General features: G+C 41.6%; 21 protein-coding genes, 1 tRNA gene and 1 pseudogene. 19 read left to right on the top strand and 4 right to left on the bottom strand.

The features are described from left to right. Positions 1-150: 150 nt before the first annotated feature. The 16 genes from V7L12_RS00875 to V7L12_RS00800 all read left to right on the top strand — a co-directional run bounded on the left by V7L12_RS00875 (position 151) and on the right by V7L12_RS00800 (position 21127). Positions 151-831, top strand: coding sequence for a TniB family NTP-binding protein (locus V7L12_RS00875; protein ID WP_335081243.1), 681 nt, complete (start codon positions 151-153; stop codon positions 829-831). 1 nt (position 832) lies between these two features. Next, positions 833-1354, top strand: a complete 522-nt coding sequence (locus tag V7L12_RS00870) for a hypothetical protein (protein ID WP_335081241.1) — start codon at positions 833-835, stop codon at positions 1352-1354. A gap of 290 nt (positions 1355-1644) precedes the next feature. Next, positions 1645-2427, top strand: coding sequence for a BrxA family protein (locus V7L12_RS00865; protein ID WP_335081239.1), 783 nt, complete (start codon positions 1645-1647; stop codon positions 2425-2427). Next, a complete protein-coding gene (locus V7L12_RS00860; protein WP_335081237.1) occupies positions 2411-2992 on the top strand; it encodes a BREX protein BrxB domain-containing protein in 582 nt (193 codons plus the stop codon). The genes V7L12_RS00865 and V7L12_RS00860 overlap by 17 nt, the downstream gene beginning before the upstream one ends. Next, entirely contained in the window at positions 2985-6704 is a 3720-nt protein-coding gene (gene brxC / locus V7L12_RS00855) for a BREX system P-loop protein BrxC (RefSeq protein ID WP_335081236.1), read from the top strand. The genes V7L12_RS00860 and brxC overlap by 8 nt, the downstream gene beginning before the upstream one ends. A gap of 6 nt (positions 6705-6710) precedes the next feature. Then, positions 6711-7988, top strand: coding sequence for a hypothetical protein (locus V7L12_RS00850; protein ID WP_335081234.1), 1278 nt, complete (start codon positions 6711-6713; stop codon positions 7986-7988). Further along, a complete protein-coding gene (locus V7L12_RS00845) occupies positions 7945-11010 on the top strand; it encodes an Eco57I restriction-modification methylase domain-containing protein (RefSeq protein ID WP_335081233.1) in 3066 nt (1021 codons plus the stop codon). The genes V7L12_RS00850 and V7L12_RS00845 overlap by 44 nt, the downstream gene beginning before the upstream one ends. A 395-nt stretch (positions 11011-11405) precedes the next feature. Further along, the gene (locus V7L12_RS00840) at positions 11406-12011 is read left to right on the top strand and encodes a hypothetical protein (RefSeq protein WP_335081231.1); all 606 of its coding nucleotides are present in this window, start codon (positions 11406-11408) and stop codon (positions 12009-12011) included. Further along, positions 12008-13678, top strand: a complete 1671-nt coding sequence (locus V7L12_RS00835; RefSeq protein ID WP_335081228.1) for an RNA-binding domain-containing protein — start codon at positions 12008-12010, stop codon at positions 13676-13678. The genes V7L12_RS00840 and V7L12_RS00835 overlap by 4 nt, the downstream gene beginning before the upstream one ends. Positions 13679-13810: 132 nt before the next feature. Beyond that, positions 13811-15649 (top strand): PglZ domain-containing protein, encoded by a 1839-nt coding sequence (locus tag V7L12_RS00830; protein ID WP_335081226.1) that lies wholly within the window; start codon positions 13811-13813, stop codon positions 15647-15649. Next, positions 15570-16403: a hypothetical protein gene (locus tag V7L12_RS00825; RefSeq protein WP_335081224.1), complete on the top strand. Its 834-nt coding sequence runs from the start codon at positions 15570-15572 to the stop codon at positions 16401-16403. The genes V7L12_RS00830 and V7L12_RS00825 overlap by 80 nt, the downstream gene beginning before the upstream one ends. Positions 16404-16485: 82 nt before the next feature. Further along, positions 16486-18513 (top strand): protease Lon-related BREX system protein BrxL, encoded by a 2028-nt coding sequence (gene brxL / locus V7L12_RS00820; protein WP_335081222.1) that lies wholly within the window; start codon positions 16486-16488, stop codon positions 18511-18513. A 95-nt stretch (positions 18514-18608) separates the two neighbouring features. Further along, positions 18609-19001 (top strand): hypothetical protein, encoded by a 393-nt coding sequence (locus tag V7L12_RS00815; protein ID WP_335081219.1) that lies wholly within the window; start codon positions 18609-18611, stop codon positions 18999-19001. Between the two features lie 118 nt (positions 19002-19119). Then, complete coding sequence (locus V7L12_RS00810; RefSeq protein ID WP_335081216.1) at positions 19120-19431, top strand: hypothetical protein; 312 nt, start codon at positions 19120-19122, stop codon at positions 19429-19431. Next, complete coding sequence (locus tag V7L12_RS00805) at positions 19424-19708, top strand: helix-turn-helix domain-containing protein (protein ID WP_335081214.1); 285 nt, start codon at positions 19424-19426, stop codon at positions 19706-19708. The genes V7L12_RS00810 and V7L12_RS00805 overlap by 8 nt, the downstream gene beginning before the upstream one ends. Before the next feature lie 153 nt (positions 19709-19861). Then, a complete protein-coding gene (locus tag V7L12_RS00800) occupies positions 19862-21127 on the top strand; it encodes a hypothetical protein (protein WP_335081211.1) in 1266 nt (421 codons plus the stop codon). 1066 nt (positions 21128-22193) lie between these two features. Here V7L12_RS00800 and cas12k read toward each other — a convergent pair. Then, a pseudogene (cas12k, locus tag V7L12_RS00795) lies at positions 22194-22796 on the bottom strand (type V CRISPR-associated protein Cas12k); the annotation flags it as partial. Beyond that, on the bottom strand, positions 22789-23028 hold the full coding sequence (locus tag V7L12_RS00790; protein ID WP_335081207.1) for a hypothetical protein: 240 nt from the start codon (positions 23026-23028) through the stop codon (positions 22789-22791). The gene V7L12_RS00790 and the pseudogene cas12k, both read right to left, overlap by 8 nt. A gap of 80 nt (positions 23029-23108) precedes the next feature. On the opposite strand from V7L12_RS00790, the gene V7L12_RS00785 reads away from it, so the two are divergent. Further along, positions 23109-23297, top strand: a complete 189-nt coding sequence (locus tag V7L12_RS00785; RefSeq protein ID WP_335081206.1) for a MerR family transcriptional regulator — start codon at positions 23109-23111, stop codon at positions 23295-23297. Between the two features lie 22 nt (positions 23298-23319). Beyond that, positions 23320-23547 carry a hypothetical protein gene (locus V7L12_RS00780; RefSeq protein ID WP_335081205.1) on the top strand — a complete coding sequence of 76 codons (228 nt, stop codon included), beginning with the start codon at positions 23320-23322 and terminating at the stop codon, positions 23545-23547. A 311-nt stretch (positions 23548-23858) separates the two neighbouring features. Here the strand turns inward: V7L12_RS00780 and V7L12_RS00775 are convergent. After that, positions 23859-23932 (bottom strand) — tRNA-Val (locus V7L12_RS00775). Positions 23933-24156: 224 nt separating this feature from the next. Continuing rightward, positions 24157-24777 (bottom strand): hypothetical protein, encoded by a 621-nt coding sequence (locus tag V7L12_RS00770; RefSeq protein WP_335081203.1) that lies wholly within the window; start codon positions 24775-24777, stop codon positions 24157-24159. Positions 24778-25460: 683 nt separating this feature from the next. Here V7L12_RS00770 and V7L12_RS00765 point away from each other — a divergent pair. Continuing rightward, positions 25461-25715 (top strand): DUF7219 family protein, encoded by a 255-nt coding sequence (locus V7L12_RS00765; RefSeq protein WP_334821798.1) that lies wholly within the window; start codon positions 25461-25463, stop codon positions 25713-25715. Positions 25716-25835 lie beyond the last annotated feature (120 nt).

Raw genomic sequence — 25835 nt, 5'->3', positions numbered from 1 at the left:
TCGGAGACTTTTATCTATCTTGCGATGATTCGCATTATGGTGAGGCGTTTGGCATAAATTTTTACCGCTCACAACTTTTAAAACACCCTCTTAGAACTCGACCAAGTAAAACGTTGTCACGCTTGGATGTATGAGTTAGTAGTCTCTAGAATGACTGGTTTATTGGTAGGAGAATCACGCTGCGGAAAAACGGTTACTTGCAAAGCTTTTGCACATCGTTATAACAAATTACGGCAGGCTAAGGGACAGCGTATGAAGCCTGTAGTTTATATTCAAATTCCAAAAAATTGTGGCTCTAGAGATTTTTTTATTAAAATCCTCAAAGTTTTAAATAAACCCTCCAATGGAACTATTTCTGACCTGCGGGAACGAACACTAGATAGTCTTGCAATACATCAGGTTGAGATGCTGATTATTGATGAGGCTAATCACCTTAAGCTCGAGACGTTCTCAGATGTGCGGCATATTTATGATAATGATGAGTTAAAAATTTCGGTTCTGCTTGTTGGTACTACAAATCGCCTTTTGGCAATAGTTAAACGTGATGAACAAGTTGTGAACCGTTTTCTAGAACAGTTTGAGTTAGACAAATTAGAGGATGAGCAATTTAAGGAAATGGTTCAGATATGGGAACGAGATGTTCTGAGATTGCCAGAAGAATCAAAACTGGCAAGTGAGAATAACCTTAAGCTTTTGAAGCAGGTAACCAAACAATTAATTGGTAGATTGGATATGATTCTTCGCAAAGCTGCTATTCGCTCATTAATGAAAGGACATAAAAAAGTAAATGAAAATGTTTTAAAAGAAGTAATTGCGGCATCGAAATTGTGATATGGAAGAAAATATAGATGAGAAAAGAGAAATTTGGTTAACGAGAGTCGAGCCTTTGGATGGAGAAAGCATCAGCCATTTTTTAGGTAGGTTTCGGCGAGAAAAAGGAAATAAGTTTTCTGCCCCTAGTGGGTTAGGCCAGGTGGTAGGATTTGGAGCTGTATTAGTACGCTGGGAAAAATTCTATTTCAATCCATTTCCTACTCAGCAAGAGTTGGAGGCATTAGCTACTGTAGTTGAACTTCATGCTGACAGATTGCGACAGATGTTGCCTCCCATAGGTGTGGGGATGAACCACAGCCCCATTCGTTTATGTGGAGCCTGCTATGGAGAGTCACCTTGCCATAAAATCGAGTGGCAGTTTAAAAAGACAGCGGGATGCGATCGCCATCAACTACGTTTGTTATCAAAATGCCCCGCCTGTGAGAAACCATTTCCAATTCCAGCTTTGTGGGCTGAGGGACTTTGCCAAAAATGTTTTATACCCTTTGCAGAGATGACAAAGTATCCAAAGGCTTACTAAGTAAGTAAAAACTTATGTAAATAGTTACCCAACATAAATCCAGATGAATTTTGTGGAGATGGGCAATCACAGCCAATAGTGATTGGCTAAATATTTTGGTCAAAATCACCTCTAATAATTAGACTTGTTTAAAAATACCTATATAATACGGCGCTAAACAAGTAGCAGCAAGACTCCTGCTGTAGTCTAAAGCTTGACTTTCAAAATTAATAAGTTAGCATTGTTGGCTGTTATTCTCGTTCCTTGGTCTATACCAGGAGCAAAACTCCAATAAACGAACAGGCAAACTGATGCCAGAAATTAAAGAGGTTGTTTATAGCAGCAAAATCATCAAAGCTGGCGCACTGATAGCAGATACAAAAACCCTACTGGCGCACTGGAATTTGTCTATCTCGGTAACTGAGAATCTAGAGAGGTTCCGGCGAGACAATATCTTTGGCAAAGAGTCACGCTCACGGGTTGAGGATATCCTGGCGATTTTTCGTCAAAGGTACTTAATGGTAGAGCCAGTAACAAAAGCATTAGCGACACTTGTCAAGAGTAAGTTTTCTCCAGAGGGGCTTAACTGTATTCTTTACTTTCACGCCACTCAATCTGATCGTTTGCTTCATGACGTTGTTACAGACTTGTTAGCTTCCATGCACCGCTTGGGAAGGCAGGACATTAGCGTTAATGATGTAAAAAGCTGGATTGGCAAACAAATTTCCCAAGGTAAAACACAAACTAGCTGGTCAGACTCAACAATAACTAGTTGTGCTAGAGAACTTTTGAGTACTCTTCGTGATTTTGGGATTCTGCAAGGAGTGGTAAAAAAACAACTGGCTCCCATCTACTTACCAGCAGAGGCTTTTGCTTATATTGCTTTTTATTTGCGACAGAACCAAGCATCTGGGGAACGGCTCATTCACGCGAGCGAATGGCAACTGTTCTTTTTGTCACCTAAAGCTGTGGAAGGCTTCTTCATGGAAGCTCATCAGCATCGCTTGTTAGAGTATTACGCTACTGGGTCAATTATTCGGATCGATTTTCCAACTAAGTCTATTGAGGAGTATGTCCATGTTATCGCTTCTTGATCGCATATCCCTGCTGGAAAATGACCTAAAAGCATTGCCACCCAGAATAACTGTTCACCACGATTTACCGTTTGCTATTTTGCGGTATGAACCGAAAGAAGAATGGGATGTGCGACGCGAAGCAAAACGCCTAGCTACCAGAATGAGTGACTGCGGTAAGGAAGTTGTGACTATCTCACTGGCAGAACTTTTGTGGAAAGCGATCACTGCGGCAGAAGGATTAGACTCCATTGTAGAACTTGAACGAGAACAAGGTTTCGAGGCAGCACAGGAGCAAGTAAATATTTACTTGTCAGATCAAGACTGGTGTCCCCTACCAGACTTATTAGCCCAAAGGTTAAAGGCGCTAGATCCGCAAAGGCACATTGTATTTCTCTTGCGATCTGCATCAATGGCACCAGCAATTTACCAGATGTCAAAACTGCTGGATGAGATGCAAGGTAAAACTCGGATAGCAACTATTTTGTTTTATCCGGGAACAATAGAAGGGACAACTGGTTTGCGGATGATGGCTCTTAAAAACCGCGAAGCAATGGGCAACTATAGGGTGAAAATCTATGGCTAAGTCTCTTGAAGAACAAGGGATAAACAAAATTGGCGATTTGTTAATAAGGAATCTAAGTCAACCTATTGAAGAAATTATTCAAGTTGATCAGACAGCAGAGCAGTCAGTGTACACCGAAATTACTGACTATGTTGCTACTGAACGCATCAAAGACCAATATCGTACTTTGCTAACAGCGATCGCTGAAGCACCTTCCGAGCCACAGGAAGGTGTTGGGGTATGGATCTCAGGCTTTTTTGGATCTGGCAAATCTTCTTTTGCTAAAAACCTTGGTTATGTTCTTACTAATCGGACTGTCCAAGGAATCGCCGCAAGCGAGTTGTTTAAAGCTCAGGTGCAAGACCCCAGGATCAGTAACCTAATCGATTCAATCAATGCTCGAATTGCCACTGATGTGATTATGTTTGACATCTCCAAAAGCGCTGAAGTCCGGCGTGGGGATGAAAAAATGGCAGAAATTGTCTATCGAGCTTTGTTAGCCGAATTAGGCTACGCGCTTGACTATGAAATTGCCGAATTGGAAATTGAGATGGAGGGCGAAGGACAACTTGATGAATTTATCAGGCTGTGCCCACAAGTAAATAATGGCTCGGATTGGAATTTGGTTCGCAAAGGGGCGAAGAAGATCAACTCAGCCTCAGCTATTCTCCACTATATGAACCCTAAGATTTTCCCCCAAGCTGATTCTTGGGCAAGTTCTCTACGAGGGAGAAACTCGACTATCACAGTCCAAACAGTTGTTGAAAGAGCTTTTCAACTTTGTGCTAGGAGAAGACCAGGAAAGTCTTTAGTATTCATCATTGACGAAGTTGGACGGTATGTTGCGCGTAGCGCTACTAAAATCGAAGACCTCCGAGCGCTAGTTGAGCAATTTGGTAAAGTCAGTAAGAATCTTCTAAAATCCAAGCGAGCGATGCCTTCGGCAACGGCAAAGCCGAACGCACCAATTTGGATGGTGGTGACTTCCCAGGAAAAATTGGAGGAAGTTGTCGATGCGATAGAGGACAAACGAATAGACTTGGCTGTGTTACAAGATCGCTTCAAGTATCGAGTAGACATGGCACCGGCTGACATACGTGAAGTTGCCACTCGGCGTATTCTGGCTAAGAAAGATGAAGCTGTGCCAATTTTACAGCAGTTATTTCGGAAGTCTCAGGGACAGTTTAATGCAGCTTGTCAGCTAGAACGAACTAGCCGAAAAAGCGAGGTAAGAGAAGACGACTTCATCCAGTTTTATCCCTATCTGCCACATTTTATTGAGATGTCTATCGACATTATGTCGGGCATCAGGCTGCAACCAGGAGCTAATCGATTTTTGGGAGGAAGTAACCGGACGATTATCAAGCAAGCTTATGAAATGTTGGTTTCTGAAAGGACAAATTTCAAAGATAAGCCCATTGGTACATTAGTGACCTTGGATAAGCTATTCGAGCTAGTTGAAGGTAACTTGTCTACTGAAAAACAAAAGGACATCAGTGATATTACCCAACGCTTCAAGGATGACCCAGAAGACAAAGGTATGGCAGCGCGGGTGGCAAAAACCGTCTGTTTACTGGAGTTTGTTAAAGACTTGCCACGCACTGAAAAAAATATTGCTGCTTGCTTAGTAGACGAAGTAGGGGAACCTGCACCTGTAGCTGCTGTGCAGAAAACTCTGACTCGACTCTATGAAGCTAAGTTTATCCGCAACACCGAAGAAGGCTGGAAGTTGCAAACAGCCCAAGAAAAAAATTGGGAAACCGAACGTCGTTCCCTTTCGCCTAAACCAAGAGATCGTAATGAAATTATTCGTGACGCACTAAAAGAGATATTTAACGATCCAAAGTTAAAAACTTATCGCTACCGTGACCTGCGGAGTTTTCAAGTTGGTATCAAAGTCGATGGGAATCAGATCAACGAGGGACAAGTACCATTGTCTATTTCCATTGCAGCTGATAACCAAGAATTTTTGACCAAATTAACGGACATACGCAATCAAAGCCGTCAAGAAAGTCACCAAAATGATATCTATTGGGTTTTGTCGCTCACTGAGGATATTGATCGGCTAGTGGCTGAATTATACGCCTCACGTCAGATGGTTGCTAAGTATGAGCAAATGCGATCGCAAAACCGAGCTACCAACGAAGAATTAGCTTGTCTACAAACAGAGAAAATAGAGGTTCTCCGTATTAATAAGAGCTTGGGAGAAAAATTAGCAGAGGTGATGGTAGCAGGCGGCGGAATGTTTCGGGGCGTGTCCAAGGACGGATCAGATTTAGGCAAAACTCTCAGTGAGATATTTAAGGGATTATTCGATTTTGCTGTTCCTGACCTTTATCCGAAATTAGAGATAGGGGCACGCAGTCTCAAAGGAACTGAAGCTGAAGAAATCCTAAAAGCTGCTAATCTTAGTGGTTTATCTCAGGTCTTTTATAGCACTGAGACTGGGCTTAATCTTGTCATCAAAGATGGAGCGAAGTTTGTCCCCAATCCAGAAGCGGATGTAACTAAGGAAATCCTAGACTATTTGACCCAGCAACAATCTTATGGCGAAAGAGATACCCGCACTGGTAAAGGTTTAGAAAATCGTTTTGGTGGACTCGGTTACGGGTGGGAAAGAGACATTTTGCGCCTGGTGCTAGCAGTGTTGTTCCGCGCAGGTTCCATTGAAGTATCCTACAAAGGTCAACGGTTTGACTCCTATCAAAACCCTAATAGCCGAGAACCTTTCACAAGTAACACAGCATTCAAATCAGCTTTGTTTACACCCATTAAAGCTATTGGTTTTTCTACGCTGAAAAAAGCGGTGGAAAACTATGAGGAATTGATGGGTGATACGGTGGACATGGATAAAAATGCGATCGCAAATGTCCTAAAAACCCTGGCAGCAGAAGAATTAAAACTCTTGCTTCCAGTAGAAGCACAGGTTAAGGCTTACGGTTTACCTGTGCTTGACCAATTGGAAGATTACCGCAATACCTTAACAGCAATTCAAAACGGTGCTGCTGATGATTGCGTACAGATTTTAGCCGGAGAAGGGGTTTCGCTGAAAGCAGCACGCGATCGCTGTCGCAGAATTCGAGAGGCAACTAATGAATCATCTTTATCTGCTCTGCAAACTGCCAAGCGGGTAGTGAGCTATCAATCGTCTATGGTAGGTGGGCAAAAGCCAGAAATAGCAGAGATTACAAACCGATTAAAGGAAAACCTCAATGTTGAATATTTCGTTGACCGTATCCCCCAGATTAAAGCAGATGCTGAGGCGATCGCAAATGCCTACGCCGATCGTTATGCTAAACTCCACAGCCAACGTGCCCAGGAATATCAAAGAACGATAGAAGAAATTAAAGGGCGCAGTGAGTGGACGAATATCCCTCCAGAACAGCAAGAAGTATTACTAAATGAGTTGGAAAAACGGGCTTGCATCCATGACTTAGCAGCAGAGGAAAATTGGTCGTTGACAGCCAATGAATGTCCATATTGCAGAGCAAGTATTGCCCAGATGGATTCAGACTTAGCAGCACTATCAGGATTGAAAAATCAGGTTTTGTATAGGATTCAAGAATTAGCTGCACTTACAGAAGAAAAGCAAGTAGTAATTGAACGGGTGAGGTTAGGGGATTTTTCCTCTAATCCAATTGATTCTGAGGAAGCAGTGGAAAAGTTGATAGAACGACTGAAAGAACACTTGCTAGACCTGCTAAGTAAGGGTGTAAAACTTATTTTGGAGTAATAAAATATGGTTCAACTTGGTGAAGTTTTTGGCATAGCAACATCCATACCCAAATATACTTATGTGGATCGAGCCAGTTTAGATAAAAAATTTAAATACTTGCTCAACCGAGACCAACATATAGTTATTCACGGTGCATCGAAGCAAGGAAAAACAATTCTTTGCAAGAAAAATTTACCAGAACACCAGTGTTTACCTGTTCGATGTGGTTCTAATCCGACTCTTGAGAAAATCTATCTTGAAATATTAAGACTGTTAGGTACCCATATTCCTACAGAAATTACAAAGAGTTTTACTCTAGGCGCTGAAGGAAAAGGAAAGGTTTCCGCAGGATTTAAACTACCATTTTTCGGCTCTGGAACAGGGGAATTAGAAGGAACTAGTAATCTCGAAAAAAGCTCAGAGAGTTTATATGAAGTAGTAGGTGTAAATCCAGCTAGCCTTGGATATATTGCCGAGCAAATTAAAAAGTCTAATAAAAAGGTCGTCATTGAAGACTTTCATTATTTACCTGATGTAGAAAAAAGACGATTAGCTTTTGATTTGAAAGCTTTGTGGGATAATTCTGTATTTTTTATAGTTATTGGTATTTGGGCTGACCAAAATTTGCTTACTTACTATAACGGAGATTTAAGTGGAAGAATTAGTGAAATAGATGTTCAGTGGACTTGCTCCGAATTAGGGGAGGTACTCAAAAAGGGTGAAGAAGTTTTAAACTTCTCCTTACTAGATAGCCTTAGAAAGACAATTTTAGATGATGCTAATCAAAACGTTGGATTACTACAAAGAATAGCTGAAAAATATTGCTTTGAAGCTGATATACTCGAAACTTTAAAACAAACAAATCCTGCAAAAGACGTTATAAAAGACCTGCAAGCACTTCATAAATGTCGAAAAGCTATTTGTAATGAAGAATCGGTTCGCTATCGTCAATTCAATGAGTCAGTCAGTGCTGGTTTTAGAGGTTCAGATGCAAGCGAACTAAAGGTATATCAGCGCATTCTTCGTGTTTGCATCGAAGCATCCGATTCTGAACTTTGCAATGGTTTACACCGCGATGAAGTACTAACTCGTATTAATCAATCAGAGCCACAGGTTAGACTTTCTGATTTGTCTGCGGCTTTAAATAGGCTTGATAGGCTGCAAGCAGATCGTAGCATCTCACCGCTAATTCTCTCATTTAACCCCGATTCACGAAAAGTACAGTTAGTAGACCGCGAACTTTTGTTCTACCGCAAATATGGCAACCCTAGATGGTCATGGGAGGAAATCAGCAATGGATAAATCTCTCAGAAATACACTCCGCAACGTTGTTACTCAATGTCGTCGCTTGTTAGAAGAAGCAGTTGCCGAACTCTTAGAAGGACAGTTTGGCATCTACACTACTGGCAAAATAGAATCAGTAGATCGCATGAAGCATCTCTCAGCAGATGATTTGGAATATAGAGAACAACTACTGATTCATTTGCAGCATATTCAAGCAGCAGGTTTTAAAACAAAAGATGCTGTTGAACAATTAGTGCGAGAGGTGGCATTTACGCATCTCAATCGCTTTTGCGCTTACAAGATGATGGAAACGCGAGGACTAATTCGCAAAGCGGTTAGTGATGGGTTAAAATCTCAAGGATTTCTATTTTATTTAGCTGATAATTCAGCAGAGGAAACACTCTATACCGAGGGTAAGCAAGATGTAGCTTATCGGCATTTTCTGGAGTGGTTAGGAAGCACCTTATCAGAAGAAATTGGGGTGTTATTTTCACCCCATGACCCTGCCAATAGATTATTGCCACCCCAGCGGATAATCGACTCGGTACTCAATTTTATTAACAGTGAAGAATTAAAGGATATTTGGGTTGAGGATGAAACAATAGGCTGGGTTTACCAGTATTTCACACCCAAAGAATTGCGTGACAAAGCCAGAAAGGAAAGCCAAGCACCGCGTAATTCCTATGAATTAGCATTTCGCAACCAGTTTTACACCCCCAGCTATGTTGTGCAATTTCTCACAGATAACACCTTGGGGCGAATTTGGTATGAAATGCGGCAAGGAGAGACAGCACTGATAGAAAATTGTAAATATTTGGTGCGGCGGCCACATGAGGTATTTCTAGCTCTTGGGAAAGAGGTTCCCGTGCAAGAGGAGCAGGCTGATGATTTGTCACAGGAGGAACTTTTAAAACAGCCAGTTTATATTCTGCATAGACCAAAAAAAGACCCCAGAGAAATCAAAATTATTGACCCAGCTTGCGGTAGTGGACATTTTTTACTTTACTGTTTTAGCTTGCTGTTAATTATTTACGAAGAAGCATACGATGACCCTGATTTAAGTGCAGTATTGCAACAATATTATCCAGATAGAGAAGAGTACCGTAAGGCTGTACCAGGGCTAATTTTAGCGCACAATCTTCACGGGATTGACATTGATATTAGAGCAACCCAAATTGCAGCTTTGGCTTTGTGGTTAAGGGCACAACGGGCATATCAAGAAATGGGTATTAAGAAAAACCGTCCTAAAATTACCAAGTCAAATATTGTCTGTGCTGAACCAATGCCTGGAGAAAAAGAGCTATTAGATGAGTTTGTAGCAGAACTTCAGCCGACCGTTTTAGGACAATTAGTACAGGTTGTATTTGAAAAAATGAAGTTGGCTGGTGAAGCAGGTTTATTACTAATAATTGAGGAAAAAATAAAAAATATAGTAGGAGAAGCAAAGCAGCAATGGCAAGCAGGATTTAAACCAAAACAATTATCTATATTACCTGAATACGAAAGGCAAAACTCGGAACAGTTAAATATATTTAATATTACCGATATTACAAATGAAGATTTTTGGAATCAAGCAGAGATATTAGTAATTAAAGCATTACATGATTATGCTAATCGTCCTATTGGGAACCATAGGCTTTTAAGACAGCTTTTTGTTGATGATATAGTACAAGGTTTTGCTTTTATAGACATTTGTCAAAAGCGTTTTGATGTAGTTTTGATGAATCCTCCATTCGGACTCCCAAGCGAGGAAATAAAAAATAAACTAGAGCCTAGTTTTCTAGCAGAAGCAATACCAAAAAATCTAGCTTGGGCTTTTGTTGAACTTGGGAAACATTTAAGTATAAAAGAGGGCATGGTTGGAGCAATAGTTGATAGAACCATTTTTCAAAAAGTCAGTTATGAAGGATTTAGAAAAAATATTGTTTTTCAAGTTGATTTTCAAAATTTTTTAGACTTGGGTATTGGAGTACTTGATGATGCAAATGTCTTTGCATCGTGTTTTACTTTTGGAAATCGTAGTAGCAATCAACCTGCTCTTCTAGCTGATTTAAGACAATTAAAAAGTGATGAAAAAATGGATGCAGCTTTACTTTTAAATAGTTTTATTATAAATGGCTATCTGAATGAAAATTATTACTATAGATATTTAAATGAATTAACTATTATTCCCTTCTACTCTTTTGCATATTGGCTTGACAAGCATACTATTCAATCTACTTTCAACGCTAAAAAGTTTGAGGATAGCGGCATTCAAATTAGAGTTGGTTTACAGTGTAATGATGTATTTAGATTTTTGAGACTTATCTGGGAAGTACCTCCAAGTGAAATTGGCAAATTGAAAAATTGGATAAATTTATATAATGGTGGTAGATATAGCCTTTTTTGGATTCAAAATTTACAATTAGTTAATTGGCAAAATAGTGGTTTTGAAATAAAAAATAAAATTATTGAGAAGGGTGAATCTCCATCAAGATATGTACGCAGTGAGAGTTTATACTTTTTATCATGTATTGCAGGCGGAGAAAGGGGGGAATACTTTGATGTTCACTGTTTGCCTCAAAACATGATTTTTAGCAATGAGAGTAGAGCATTTTTTATAGAAAATAAAGCGGATATTATTCCTTTACTAGGGTACTTAAATACGCTCTTTGCTCAAAATTTAGTCAATGCTTTTTGTGGTCAACATAAAGGATCAGAATACCTAAAAAATTTACCATTACCTAGTTTTATTCAAGATAATTTTTATAAATTAACCACTTTAACTATTTCTGCTATTAAATTAAAGATGAAAGCTTCATCTTTTGATGAAGTAAGTTTGGAATTCAATTCAATATTTCAAACTTCAAATTTAGCTACACAAGAAAAATCATTGTTTATTATACATAAATCTATATGTAATTACTTTGAAATTAGTGATAATGCTTTGATACAGATCATTAACTCTTTAAGAAAGATAATTGAAGAAAGTGTAGGAACAAGAGTTCTCAATAAGTTTGAATATTCGGGATGGAATGAAACTCCTCCTCCTATAGATTAGTTAAAAATGTCAGTGATAATTTAGAAAATATCAACACTCTAAATGGATTTACTCAAAGTGTAGTATCTTACGTCTTGGGGTGCATTTTTGGACGTTAGGATATTCGCTTCACACAAAATCCTTCACTTTCACCTGATTTACCAGATCCATTTAAATCGCTTCCTATTTGTTCTCCTGCTACTCTAGTTTCCCTTGATGGATTACCTACAAATAGTGAAAATATTGTTAGCGAAGAATGGCTTTGTGCCAGACGTGATGCAAACACCTTACCAGCAGAAGGAATTGTTCAAAAACGAACAATTTTTGATTCTGAATATCCCATTAGTTTAAAGTGGGACGGTATTTTAGTTGATGAGCCAAACCACCCCGACGATATTATCCGCCGCTTGCGCGATGTGCTACAAGTCATCTGGGGCGATCAATCGGAAGCAATCGAACAAGAAGCCTGCGAAATTCTTGGCGTTAAAGGCCTGCGCGACTACTTCCGCAAACCTAGCAATGGGGGCTTTTGGACTGACCACATTAAACGCTACTCGAAAAGCCGCCGCAAAGCCCCCATTTATTGGTTACTGCAATCCTCTAACAAAAACTACAGCATTTGGATTTACTATCATCGCTTAGATAAAGATATCCTCTTCAAAGCCCTGGTTAACTATGTCGAACCCAAACTGCGCTTAGAAGAAAGCAACTTGGAACAACTCCGTAGCCAACAAGAAGCAGCAGGCACATCAGGGAAAGCTGCCAAGCAAATAGAAAAACAGATTGACCGTCAGGAATCCTTGATTTCCGAACTGTACGACTTCCAAGACAAACTGCGCCGCGCCGCTAACCTCAACCTAGAACCAGACCTCAACGATGGCGTTGTTCTTAATATCGCTCCCCTGTGGGAAATAGTACCCTGGAGTGAAGCCAAAAAATATTGGCAAGAATTGATTGCTGGTAAATATGAGTGGTCTTCTATTGGTAAACAGCTGAGGGCAAAAGGGATAATATCTGTATGATCCGGACTATCCCAACAAAGGAATCTCTCACAGTCGAGTTCAAAAGCGATCGCTCTCGTCTACCTGACCGAGAACTGATTGAGACAGTCGTGTGCCTTGCTAATACCGATGGTGGTGAAATTTACCTCGGCGTTGAAGATGATGGCCAGGTAACTGGTTTGCATCCCCAACATCAGAATTTATCTACTTTAGCTGCCATGATTGCTAACCGGACTAACCCCCCGGTAAGTGTCCGTGTTACAGGACTTCAGGAAGAAGGTCAAACCATTGCCCATATTCAAGTCCCCAAATCTCCACGTTTGGTAGCCACTTCTGATGGTCTTTTACAGCGTCGTCGCCTACAAGCCGACGGGACTCCCCAGTGCATACCCTTCTATCCCCACGAATTTGCCAGTCGTCAATCCGATGTAGGTTATCTTGATTACTCATTATTACCAGTAGACGGAGCCACCGTAGCCGACTTTGACCCCCTAGAACGGGAACGTCTGCGCCAACTAATAGAACGCTATGGGGGCGATCGCACTCTGTTATCCCTCAGCGATGAAGAACTAGATGGTGCTTTGGGGTTTGCACGTTCTCGTAATAGCGATACCTTCGGCACGCTACGCGAACGCGTTCCTACAGTCACGGGATTGCTGATTCTAGGTCGAGAATCTGCACTGCGGGAACACATACCAACCCATGAAGTTGCCTTTCAATTGCTGGAAGGAACTCAAGTCCGAGTTAATGATTTTTACCGCACACCCATGTTGAAACTGTTCGAGCGAGTGATGGAACAGTTTGAGGTGCGTGTCGAAGAAGATGAAATCCAAATCGGTTTATTTCGCGTACCCGTTCCCAATTACGATCGACGTGCATTTCGTGAGGCTTTTGTTAATGCCTTAATTCATCGAGATTACACCAGAATGGGAGCAGTTCACGTCCGTTGGGAAGATTACGGCATTGTCATCAGCAACCCAGGAGGATTTGTCGAAGGTGTAACCTTAGAAAACCTGTTAGTTGTAGAACCCAGACCCAGAAATCCCTTCCTAGCAGATGCTATCAAGCGCATTGGACTAGCTAAAGGTACCGGACGCGGTGTAGATTTAATTTACCAGGGGTTACTCCGCTACGGACGACCTGCACCCGATTATCAACCCAGCAATGCATATTCAGTAGTGGTTAGGCTTCCCGGCGGAGAAGCCGATCTCCCACTTTTGCGGGTTGTGATTGAAGAAGAAAATCGCAGGCAAAGTCCGCTCCCAGTTGAATCTCTGATTGCTTTGGCTCAATTGCGACAGGAGAGACGGTTAGATACCACCACCCTAGCTCAAGCCATTCAACGGAATGAAGCGATCGCCCGCAGTGTCCTAGAACGCCTAGTAGAAGCAGGTTTAGTTGAAGCTCACGGAGTCAAAAAAGGGCGTACCTACACTTTAAGTCCACGAGTTTATCGTGAATTGGGACAGTCAGCCGATTACGTTCGACAAGCCGGGTTTGATTCCATCCAGCAAGAGCAAATGGTAATAAGTTATGTAAATACTCATGGCAAAATTACCAGACAAGAAGCGATGGAACTATGTCGGATTAGCGAAGACCAAGCAAGTCACCTGCTGCGTAAATTAAGTGCTAGCAAGCAGTTGAGGTTAGTCGGCAAAGGTCGAGGAGCTTATTATGTTAAGCCATGATCGCGCCGAAACACGCGATGCGTGTTTTTTAAACGCGCAGGCGTGTTTAATCACGCGAATCGGTGGGTAAACTGGGGTGATAAATCCAGCTATAGGCAATTACGCTTTTCTGGTCGATCATCCTAACTTAATATGGTTCTTGTTACTAATTACCTCTGCAAACTAATTACAAAGCAAATAGACGATAATGGCATCGTTGTCTGGTATGACCCTGACCGCCACTACACTGAGATTGTGCATACCCTGAGTATTCACAATACAACCGTTACCTGCTACTCCGATACCTTTTTTGGTTTACGCCACAAAATAGACCATCTCCTGGATGACTTAAACCCCCCTCGATTACTAATTTACGTACCTATCGATCCTATTGAAACTAATAACGCCTTAGTGGAATTAGAAGCCGCAGGCGTAATCATGAAACCGGGACAACAACCTCCCAGCCGGAACACCAAACTGTCTGTGGTTGCCCGCAATGCCTTAAAACCCATCTTGGGAGACGACACAACCGCCATTATCGAAAAACAGGTAGAAGCGGGAAAACTTACCCTAGCGGAACTGAATGCGATCGCACAAAAAGGTGAAGGCATCACCCAAGGAGTTGTCATCACTATCTTTGGTAGTGGGAATCCCCAAGAAGTAGCATTGGCTTTTTTGGCAAGTGAAAGCTTTGACCGTGCCATTATTAGTAAAGGTGCTAGTCAAGAACTAGCTGTATTATTGCAAAGCAGCTTTGAAATCCAACTCCCAGCAGAGGAATCTCCGAGTAGCTACCGTGTAAGGCTAGCAAGGCACATCCTCGCCACCGAATTTATCAACCTCATTCAGGGAGACATCCCCAACCAATTAAGTAGTATCCAAATTACCACAAAATCTGCCACCTGCGATGCTTGTATTAACCTAGCTAAAACCTGGCGATTGCGACGTGATCTAAAAGAAAGTTACATCACCCATGCTAATCAAGTCGAAACAGAATTGGCGATCGCATCTCTTGACTTGCAACAGCACCAAATAGCCAACGTAGAAACTTTTCTTGCTATTGAAAGGACGCTGCAACGCCTGATCGAAACCACCTTGCTAACGGAAGCTAATCTACAAATTGACGAAATTATCAAATCCCGGCAATCAAGTTTTTGGTCAGAGAATTATCCTGATGTTCAGGCACATTGGGCGCTAACTGCCGTAGCAGGTCAACTGCTACAAGAAGCTAACCGCATTGAGAGAGAATTAAAATCACCTGCGGCTGATGTGCAAACTATCTTTAATGCGTACACAGATACAGAAGCACCTTGGTGCGTACTAGATACTTACCACCGCCATCTAGAACGCCGCTGGCATGACTTTGAGTGGGGTTTGCATAACCGTTATCAAAGTTTAGAAAAGCTGGTGAACCAAGCCAGAAATCGCTACATGAATGTTGGTTCACAGTTAGCTGAGGCTTTTGTCCGCCGCTTTGAAGCAGCTAAGTTCCGCCTTCCTGGGATCATGCGGCAAACTGAAGTGTTTATCAAGGCAGTCAAACCCAAATTAGCAGAGGGTAAAACCGCCTATGTATGGGTAGATGCTCTACGCTATGAAATGGCGTGGGAATTAAGCCAAACTCTGAGCGAGGATTATAACTTAGAAATTCAAGCAGCGATCGCAACAGTTCCAACGATCACCGAAATTGGCATGGCGGCATTTCTTCCGGGTGCAGAGACATCAGCCACTGTGGTAACTGCTGGTGACAGTAAACTGGGGCTAGAAATTAACGGCACAGTTGTTAAAGACCGCCCAGGACGGATCAAATTCCTTCAAGACAACACCGGAGTAAATGTGTTTTGTCACCAAACTGGGAGATTTATTACCCAAACCGAAGAGAAAAGAACGAGAAAGCATCCAGCAAGCCAAATTGATTCTCGTTACCTCCCAGGAAATAGATGCCATTGGCGAAGGCGACAACGTGCGTCTTGCCCGCCGGACAATGGATGAAATTCTGAATGAACTAAAGAAAGCGTTTCGGGTTCTCACCGAATTGGGTGTAGAAACTATTATTTTTGCTGCTGACCACGGCTACCTGTTTGGGGAAGAACTCACCGAGGATATGAAAATCGATTCTCCTGGTGGCGACACCGCAGACCTACATCGGCGCGTTTGGGTTGGTAAAGGGGGAAGGGCTGATACTGCTTTTCTGCGGGCTAAACTATCAGATTTTGGTTTAGGCGGAGATTTAGAAATTGCTACACCTTGGAACTTTGCTTGTTTTAAAGTCAAAGGTGGGACAGAAGCTTACTTTCATGGCGGCTTGTCACCTCAAGAACTGATTATTCCTGTGGTTACTTTAATACCAAAGCAAAATATATCTGTAGGAATTACTAGCGAAATCTCTTGGACAATGGAAACAGGCAGCCAGAAAATTAGTACACGCTTTTTCTCCGTGACAATTAAAGGCGACGCTACAGGCATATTTGAACTAGTACCTCCCAAAGTGCGAGTAGAGGTGCGTGTGAAAAAAGATTGTATTTCTCAACCTGCCACTGCCTCCTATGGCTTTGAAGAAGCAACAGGTGATGTACAACTGCAAAAAACAGTTGATAATCCCAGAGCTATTGAATCAAATACTATAGCCTTGATGATTACACAAGATCAGCCAGCTAAAACAGTAGCATCCGTTCATCTACTGGATGCCGTCAGTGGTGCAGAATTAGCAAGGATATTAAAGATAGAGATAGCGATCGCCATTTGATCAATTAAAAAGGTTTAAACTTTGTTTGCTTATCTTGGTTAAGTAGGTTAAAAGCGTATCAGCTTAATGTAGGTGAGAATCAATGCCGGAACTAGACAAAAAAGCAGCATCAGTATTCGCGGGTAAAGTTGTTCGCAAAGACTTGGTGCGAAAAGTCAAAGTTGGGGTCAATGTTCCGGTGTTTGTATTGGAATACTTGTTGGGGAAATACTGTGCCACTAACGACCCTTTTGCCATTGATGCTGGTCTGAAAGTTGTCAATTCTACCCTAGCCCAAAACTTTGTCCGCCCTGACGAAGCCAATAAAGCTCAATCCCTCGTCCGTGAAAAAGGGCGGCACACCCTTATTGATAAAGTTAAAGTTCGCTATCTTTCTGAAGACGACAAATATTGGGCAGAGTTTACTAACTTTGGTCATAAATACGTTCATATCCCAGACCGCTACATCAAAGATTATGACCGACTGCTAATGGGTGGGATCTGGGCACAGGTAGACCTACGCCACGAATTTGATGAAGAAGCATCAGGTAAACGTAGTCCTTTTTGGGTTGACAATATTAAGCCAATTCAACTTGCGACTTTTGATCTCGACGAATACCGCCAGTGCCACAGCCAGTTTAGTACTGATGAGTGGATTGACCTGCTAATTCGCAGCATTGGGTTAGAACCTGGTCACTTTAATCGCCGAATGAAGTTGCTGTTTCTGATCAGACTCATTCCCCTGTGCGAACAAAATTACAACCTAGTTGAACTTGGCCCTCGTGGTACTGGCAAATCCTATGGCTATCAAGAACTTAGCCCCTACGCCATTTTATTGACTGGGCCTACTACTGTTGCTAACCTTTTCTACAACATGGCCACGGGTAAAATGGGGCTGATTGGCTTATGGGATGCAGTAGCATTTGACGAGGTGGCTGACCTGCAAAAAATGCCCAAAGAAGTTGTCACCACCCTCAAAACCTACTGCGAATCTGGGACGTTTGCCAGAGGGAAAGAGGCATTGTCAGGAAGTGCCTCCTTAGCCATGTTTGGTAATACGAACCAACCAGTGGAAGTGATGGTGCGGTCTTCGCATTTGTTCACACCTATGCCAGACGTAATTCGTGAAGACATGGCTTTTCTCGACCGGATTCATTATTATATTCCCGGCTGGGAAATCCCGAAAATGCGAATTGAGTTTTTCACAGATCATTATGGGTTTGTCGTGGACTATCTTGCTGAAGCATTGCGGGAATTACGCCACCATAATTTCACAGAGTTGGTTGACCACTACTTTTCACTAGGTTCTCACCTTAATGCCCGCGACGTGAAAGCTGTCCGCAAAACAGTGGCAGGATTAGTTAAGTTAATCCACCCTGGTGGGGACGTGACAAAAGAAGAAATGTCTGAACTAGTGGAGTTGGCAGTAGAAGGTCGTCGCCGAGTCAAGGAACAATTGAAGAAAATGGGTTCCTTCGAGTATCATCAGACTTCCTTTTCTTACATAGATATCGACACTCGCGAAGAACGTTACGTTGGCGTACCGGAAGAAGGTGGGCGGGATTTAATTTCTACAGATCCCCTTGCTCCTGGTAGCCTTTATGTTGCTTCAGTGAATGACCAAGGCAAAGCAGGACTGTATCGCTTGGAAGTAGGGTGTGCTGCCGGGACTGGTAAGTTGAAAGTGGCTGGTGGCATTGACAGCAATATGAAGGAATCGATCAATCGAGCTTTTGCCTATATTCAAGGAAACAAAGTCAACATGGGAATTGCCCAGACTGTAGCAACAACTGATTTTCACGTTGAAGCTATTGATCTATTAACAAATCGTGTTTCTTGCGACTTAGGAGTTGGCCTATTGGTGGCGATATATTCTGCCATTAAAAAACATTCAGTGCAGCCAGGGTTGTTAATTTTAGGCGACCTCAGTATTCAAGGCAATATTAAAGCTGTTCGTTCTTTAGCTGAACCACTGCAACTAGGAATGGATAATGGGGCGCGTCGTGCCTTAATTCCAATTGAAAATAAGCGTCATTTTCTAGAGGTGTCAGCAGACATCATGGAGCGAGTTGATCCCATTTTTTACAGTGACCCATTGACAGCAGCTATGAAAGCTTTGGGTGTGAATTGATCAAATTGTATATCTCAAGTTGCCACGTTTTAGGATACAACGAGTTTGAAAACAGGTTTTAGGCAATTTGTTGGGTTAATGAAAAATTCTTAGCGATGAATGTTAAATGGAGTATGATTGCCTTAAGTAATTGCCATTTGGCAATCAGGATGGTTATGGGTATTGCTCTAAAAATTCCAACTCAGAGACACTGGGATGTATTGAATTCATACCTACAACCCTTAAAAGATTATCCAATGGAACTCGACGAGTTTCTGAGACATTGGGATGTGTCACGAGAAGAACTGGCTTTTATCTGTGACTGTTCACTAACAACCGTTAATCACTGGTTTTCCCAAGGCGTTGACCAGAGGATACCAAGCGAGAAACATAAACAGCGCCTAGCATTGGCACACCACATCTGGACAGCAATCCAAACTGAACCAGAGTACCTGCAAAAGCTCCGGGATGTGTATCACCAAAAGCGACGCAGAAATCCTGCTAAATAGTCACTTGCCAAATGGCAAGTTTTTATTGCCACAATGGCAAGGGAAAACTTTAATATTATTTATCAGAATTCTTCTTGATTTTTACCGTTGTTGCTCAATTTGCATCAAATAGATTACCATGCCCGATCTGTTTTCCCAAATACCACCAGTTGCCTTACCAGAGGTTATTCCCAGCGAATTCCTTCAGCAGAGATTTCATCTCGGTGAATGGGTGCAATGGTTTCAAGTACCCAACGGTGACTTTGGCCGCGTCATCGGAGTAATCTACACCCAACAAGCCAGTTGCATTGCCACTGGCTTACATTATTTGGTTCTTTTAGATGAGCGCAGTCCCTCTCGTGACACCTGTACCTGTGACTTCGCTTTCGAGGAAGATATCGAACCCCTGGATAACTCATCCTTGGAAAGGCTTCAGGGCAATCATGTCTGAAGCTCAACAACATCAGCAGTTGCTAGAATTGCATAACCAAATGTTCATGTCCCCTCAAGATTTTAGCTATCGTTGGGGATTAGGTTACGAAGAATTAGCAAAAATCTGTGCCATCTCTAAATCAACGGCTTATCACTGGTTGGGTGGACAAGCCAGCCGCCGAGAAGCTGGATTACCTTACCAGAGAATTATGGCTATGGCTGATTTTCTTTTGGCCAACGCCGAAGTAATTAATCCTCTGTTGGAAGAATGGCATAATTCTCAACCACCAAATTAATTCTTCAGTTTTTGCAAATTGACAAAACTTTTGTTCATCACCTTGACTGATATAAAAAATAGGTAGTAGGGTGCAATTTATCGTCACCAGCCTATCCACTGCTCCATGAACCGCTCCAGCAATGATTCCTATTACCTGCCCTCCAATATTGAATTGACTCAAACCCATGTCTTGATTCATCGCATGGCAATCCCTCTTAAAAATGCAATCAGCTACTTACAACAATTTCCCCAGTCAGAATACGAGGATATTTGCCGGGATGCTTTTGAGTTAGGATTTCTTTGCTTGCAAACTGCTCAAACTCGTCATGGCAACGAATTAATCAAGCAGCAGATGGAATCCTTGTTGGTGGAGTTTCAGCAGGCAGTCAAAGTAATTGCAGAGTCTTTCCAGCAGGAATTAATTAATCAAGTAGGGACAGAGAATGGTCAATTATTAGCTCCACTGCAAAATCAAATTAATCTGACTTCAGCCATCCTCACGGAAAAACTCAATAGCGTCAGCACTTTGCTCACACAAGAAATAGACCCCGCCAGAGAAACTTCTGTTGTTGGCCGCTTTCTAAATTCATTACGTCAACTCCTAGATGCTAAACGCTCTGATTCCATTCAAGGCGCATTTAAAGCAGCATTAGTAAATGCCACAAAGGAAAATGGTACTCTAGCTACGGCAGTTAAAAATGTGGTTTCTGAGTCTGTGAAACCATTAACCGAACAAGTAGAAAAGCTGACCAGAGAAATTCGAGATCAACAGGTGACACAACAAGTACTTTCGCAGACAACTGCAAAAGGCATCAACTATGAAGAGTTAGTTGTTGTCGAACTGCGAAATTGGGCAAAATTGAGTGGAGTAGAGGTGGAGCATATTGGTCGTGATGGGGATACTGGCGATATTCTCCTAAAGTTCACCAGTAAATCGTTAGCTGTAATTGAACTGTCAATAGTGATTGAAGCTAGAAAACGACCTTCAAAACCTTTTGGTCGCCAAGCAATCACTCAACATTTACAGTCAGCAATGGTGCGGCGTTCTGCAAATTCGGCAATTTTTTTAAGTTATTCGCGTGAGGGATTAGCGCAGGAAATCGGTGATTGGGCAGAGGGAGTTTCTGAGTCAGGTTATTGGATCGCTACAACCCATCCATTTTTAATTATTGCTATCCGCTTTTTGGTGATCCAGCAAAGGTTAAATAAATTGCGTACCTTTGAATCAGAACTGGATGTGACTGCTGTTGAACAACAGATTCAGCAAATCCGCACAGCTTTAGGACGAATTAGAACTATAAAAAAATCTCTGACGGAAATTGGGAAGGGTGTATCTGTAATTAAAGTTGAGGCAGAGGCGTTGAGTGCGGATATTCAATCCGCATTGAAATCAATTGAGCAAACACTGAGTTTTGTTGAAAGCGAAAGTCTCGTCTGACAGATTAGATGACATTATAATCTTGTTCAATACCGTAATTTATTAAACGATCTGAAATAGAGATTTTCAGCGCTTTTGCTAGCTTTTCTAGGTGTTTGAACAAAGATGTATGGTGACTAATTATTTTATTTGTCGTTAGTGAGAGATTAGTGTCATTTATTTACAGAGACTATATAGCGATAATGTCAACGTAGCGCTCTCTTTCAACCCTCCCTAATAAAAATGATGATAACCCACCCACTAGCTGGAGGGTTGTTGCGACGCGAATTATTTCTCCTCCAGACTCTATCAAAATTGCTTTCAACCCACCCACTAGCTGGAGGGTTGTTGCGACTTACAAGCTTCCATCATGTGATTATTGGTCGTCCATCTTTCAACCCACCCACTAGCTGGAAGGTTGTTGCGACCAGGCGAGGCTCACCCGATTTATTTTCCCACTCCAACTTTCAACCCACCCACTAGCTGGAGGGTTGTTGCGACTTTTGGCGATCGCCCGATATCAGGAAATCCAGCGTCTTTCAACCCACCCACTAGCTAGAGGGTTGTTGCGACTTTGAGTTCATCAATACCGTGTTCCAAGTTGTAAATCTTTCAACCCACCCACTAGCTAGAGGGTTGTTGCGACCCACTCAGCTTTAAAATATTGTGGAGCAATGTTTCTAGATGTCCTTAGCGCGAATTTCTTCCAATTTGCTATCAGAGCTTTAGTCTCAAGAATCATATCTTATTGAAAAAACGATGAAATTCAGATGAGACAGGCTATTTACAATTTGCGCGGATCTCTAAGAAATTTTGTCTTGATTTGAGTTCTTCAAATGAAGAATTGGGGAGGGTTCCCCCTTGCTCGGGGGTGATTTGGTAGCCACTAGAGCAGTACATCCGCGCCCTTATTGCTGGGAGCGCACCTATCCTGTCCAAAGACAGCAGCTTCAGGGTGAGCAGCTACCAGGGCCAGAAAGCAAGACTGCATTGCTACAGTCAAACTAACCCCTATTTAACAAAGTTCCTACTGCAAGCAGTATAAACTCCGGCGCTATTAAATATTCTCTTGTCAAGGTTCAGTTTGTCAACTTCGCCTATTTGGGCGGAGATGGTAAGCAGAAACTGCTAATTCCTTTGCTTTGTCTTCGGGGCTGCCTCGAACAAATTGTTGCCCTTCTTCAATCACTATTCCGGTTTGAGTAGCTTTGCTTTGAATACTCTGAATTAATCTGCCATAACTCCAGGAATGGACGTTAACCCGATATCGTTTGGCATATTTTTGCTGACCTTCTATGTAACCAGGACATTTTGCCTCGGCTATAGCTTGAATTTCAGTTTGAACAATCTCCCGCATATCCCCTAGCTTGGGCAAAACGATGCTACCAGCTTTATAGGTTTGTGCGATCGCTACAATTTCTTTAGCTAGTAATCGGTCTACATATTCCCCTAACTTAGATGAGCCAAATTCATTAGGAGAAAAACTTTTTTGTGCTTTGTGGCGTTCCTGGGATAACAATCGCTGTTGTCGTCTCTGGCGATTCAGGAGTTCGTAATTGTCACCAAGTAGCTGGCGAATACTCCAAGAAGCCAGGACTTTGTTAGCTATCACATCTACTACAGCCACCGTGGCAGGTTTTTCTAGTCCCAGGCTTACTCCAACCAAAATGTGTGATTGACCTTTATAAACGGCTAGGTTGACCTGCAAAGCGAGGGTCAGTTTTGAGGGATTGGCACAGTTGACTAACAACAGTTGTTGGGAGCTTACCTTTTTGTCGCCAATTCTCGAAGTCTGGGTGTTTACCAAGTTGTTCGAGTAGTTCGTTAATTAAGGGTGTGTTCAAATTTGCCATCAACGTCCAGAGTTCTTGGCGGACTGATTCACTGGCAATAAGACGACACTGGATAGTAATCTGACTCATAAAAATAAAATATCATATAAATACACTATGTATTCTTAAAAAATTTAAATTTAAAAAATTGCTTCTGTAGGATGATTTCTATGGAAGAAAAATTCTACACAAGCACAGAAGCTGCTGAAATTACTAATTGTTCGCGTCGTCAGCTACAGTATTGGCGAGATAAAGGTGTTGTTGTACCAACTGTGAATACCACAGGTAAGGGTCGTAATGTTTATTACTCAATAACTGACAGTGATGCATTATTTATTGTCTGTTGGCTTAAGCTTTGAAGTTTGCCGTGAAGCTTTGGCTATGCTCCAAGATAAGGAGCCAAAGCTCTTTGAGGAGTTTGTGCCTAAAAAAAAGATGAGGCGGCTGATGCTGATATCTAACGCCTCTCAGGAAAAGTATTTAACATTAGCAAAATTTGATCAAGAAGCGGCCCTAGAAGCTCTTTGTCAAGGGCAAACTGTGATTCCTTTTTGGTGCGATCGCGTGCATCAACAATTAAGGGACAATCTCAAAAACTTTGGTAGTTAATTGGCTGCTTATTAAAATGGAAACACTCAAGAATGGCTAGACTATAAGCGTGAAAGCCAATGAGCAGTGATCGTGGGCAGCACAGATTGTAAATAAAAATTTTTTAGCTTAAATTAAAATTGAGTCTATAGTCAACTATTCACTCTGGGATGATTCTGTCTCGCCAGAGCAAATAGTTGACTAGCCTCAAATGTTGCGACATTAATTTGTGGACGGTTATTTAGAAGAAGTAACGACACTAATTTGTGAAATAGCGACATTAATCTGTGAACAGCGACATTCAATTTGTCAATGTACAACTGTACAACAAATGGACGTAACTGGATTCGAACCAGTGACCTCTACGATGTCAACGTAGCGCTCTAACCAACTGAGCTATACGTCCTTAACCACACGATTATCAATCGTAGCATATACTTGTTTGATAAGGCAAGATAAAAGACCAAATCAGGCGAACTCTATCAGTCTCTAAGTAATCAAGCGCAGATGATGTGAAGTATTTGTTTGATTTGTAAAAAAGGTTGCACCACTTGCTACAAATCAAACAAATAAGTCAAATCCTCTTTCCTTTTGCCTCCAGCAAGATTGCCTGATTTCCTGCAAGCGTCTTTAAGTTTCTCGAATCCAAAATGCCAATCCTCCCCCACGACCGCGAGCTGCAATGAAATCTTCTGTCACTAAAAAGAAGCCAAAGAAGGGTAATTTAGCTATAGGTTGGTTGTAGAAATCTTCTGTTTGAACTTTACCAGCACGGATTGCTCTGTTGTAAATAACACGACCAAACAAACTGATAATCATCTGGTTAAAGTCAAAGGCCAATAAATTTTTCTTACCAAAATATTGCACTGGACCCGTGAGCTTCAGTGAAACTGGGTTAAACTCAACCTGATTAGCAATTTCGCCTCTGTCTGAATCCTGTTCCAAAGTGGCATTAAAGGAAACATGGATTGCTATAAACTTGGGTACATAGAAACCGTTGCCTAATACAATTCCTCCGCTACCTCTGTTTTTCTTAGTGCCAGTGACAAAGCAAAGTTGCCATTTACCGAGAAGAAACTCAAACGGATAAGTCAACCGTTGCTGCTTGGCAGTTTTTTCTGCTTGTAGCAACGCCTTTACTAATATTTCAGCACTAGGGCGTATGCGTTGTGGTTGTCGATACGTAACCGCAGCTTGAGATAGCACGGTAACAAAGTCAAATGTCGCTGAAGGTGTTAAATTAGCCGTCATCAAGCCACTCTGGATTTAACTATTTCTTTACTTTTCTGATAGATTGTAGCGTTCATCTGCAAGAAGGCACATCTTTCATCCGTAGTATCCGGTAGGAGTATGTCGTTCGATTTAAGTTACTAGTGGTAATACTAATTCTGCGTCTAACTCACGTTAGGTTAATAGCAACAAGAAAAATCTCTTTCTCCCCCTAGCTCTCTGACTCCATATTCCCTACCTTCACCAAGGATTACCAACCATTGTAAATCCAGCCCAATAATAAGGATGTATAAGTGATTCATCAGCACTGTCAGCAGGTAAAGGCAAATTCCCAACTACTCCTAAACCTTCTGAGCGATCATGGTAATAACGCTCAGGATGATGGCTTTTACTTTAGCCTTCGCTATCAACCTTAGCTAAAAACTATGGTAATCATAACTAATTCTGTGGGCATGATATTATTTGAGCCGCATTTGAGCAAGTCGAGTTTAATCAGCAATATGCCATTTGACTTACTCCTTTTGGTAGATAACGCACTTATTTCAGTATTTTCCACAGTTAATTATCTTTGCTTCTGTTTTATCCTAATATTGAACTAAAAAATTAACTCCTTTCTTCAAAAATTTGAATTTTATCCTGTGTATATACACAAAGAGAGAAATTATAGTTTATAAATTTAAGAAATAATTACAGAGAGAAAACTTATGACACAACCTAACTCGCAAGACAAAAACAGCTTTCTTTACCCTCGTAGTCGGTATTATGGTAAATTCCAGCCAGAGAACTTAGTGTTTAATGCCAATCTCCAAGAATTTTCCCAAAAAATTAGTTACATCACTTGCCTAGAAACAGGCGGAAAATTGTCTCAGGAAGAGGCTTACAAGCAAATTAAGTCACTTTGGAAAGAGTTGAAACATAGCAAAAAACAATTGTCTATTGGCGAAAATAGAGAAATTTAAACTAATGGGAAGGAGGTATTGGAAATTGTAAGGATTCAGGTCTAATATTTAGGAAGCAGTGATGGCCGAGACAGATAATTATTAGAATTAGCCAGCAGTGCTTGTGCAAAAAAGTCAATC

The organism is Nostoc sp., from assembly GCF_036918245.1.
Taxonomy (GTDB): Bacteria; Cyanobacteriota; Cyanobacteriia; order Cyanobacteriales; family Nostocaceae; genus Nostoc.
Note: the sequence above shows the minus strand (reverse complement) of the source record. Positions and strands in the feature narration are given on the sequence as shown.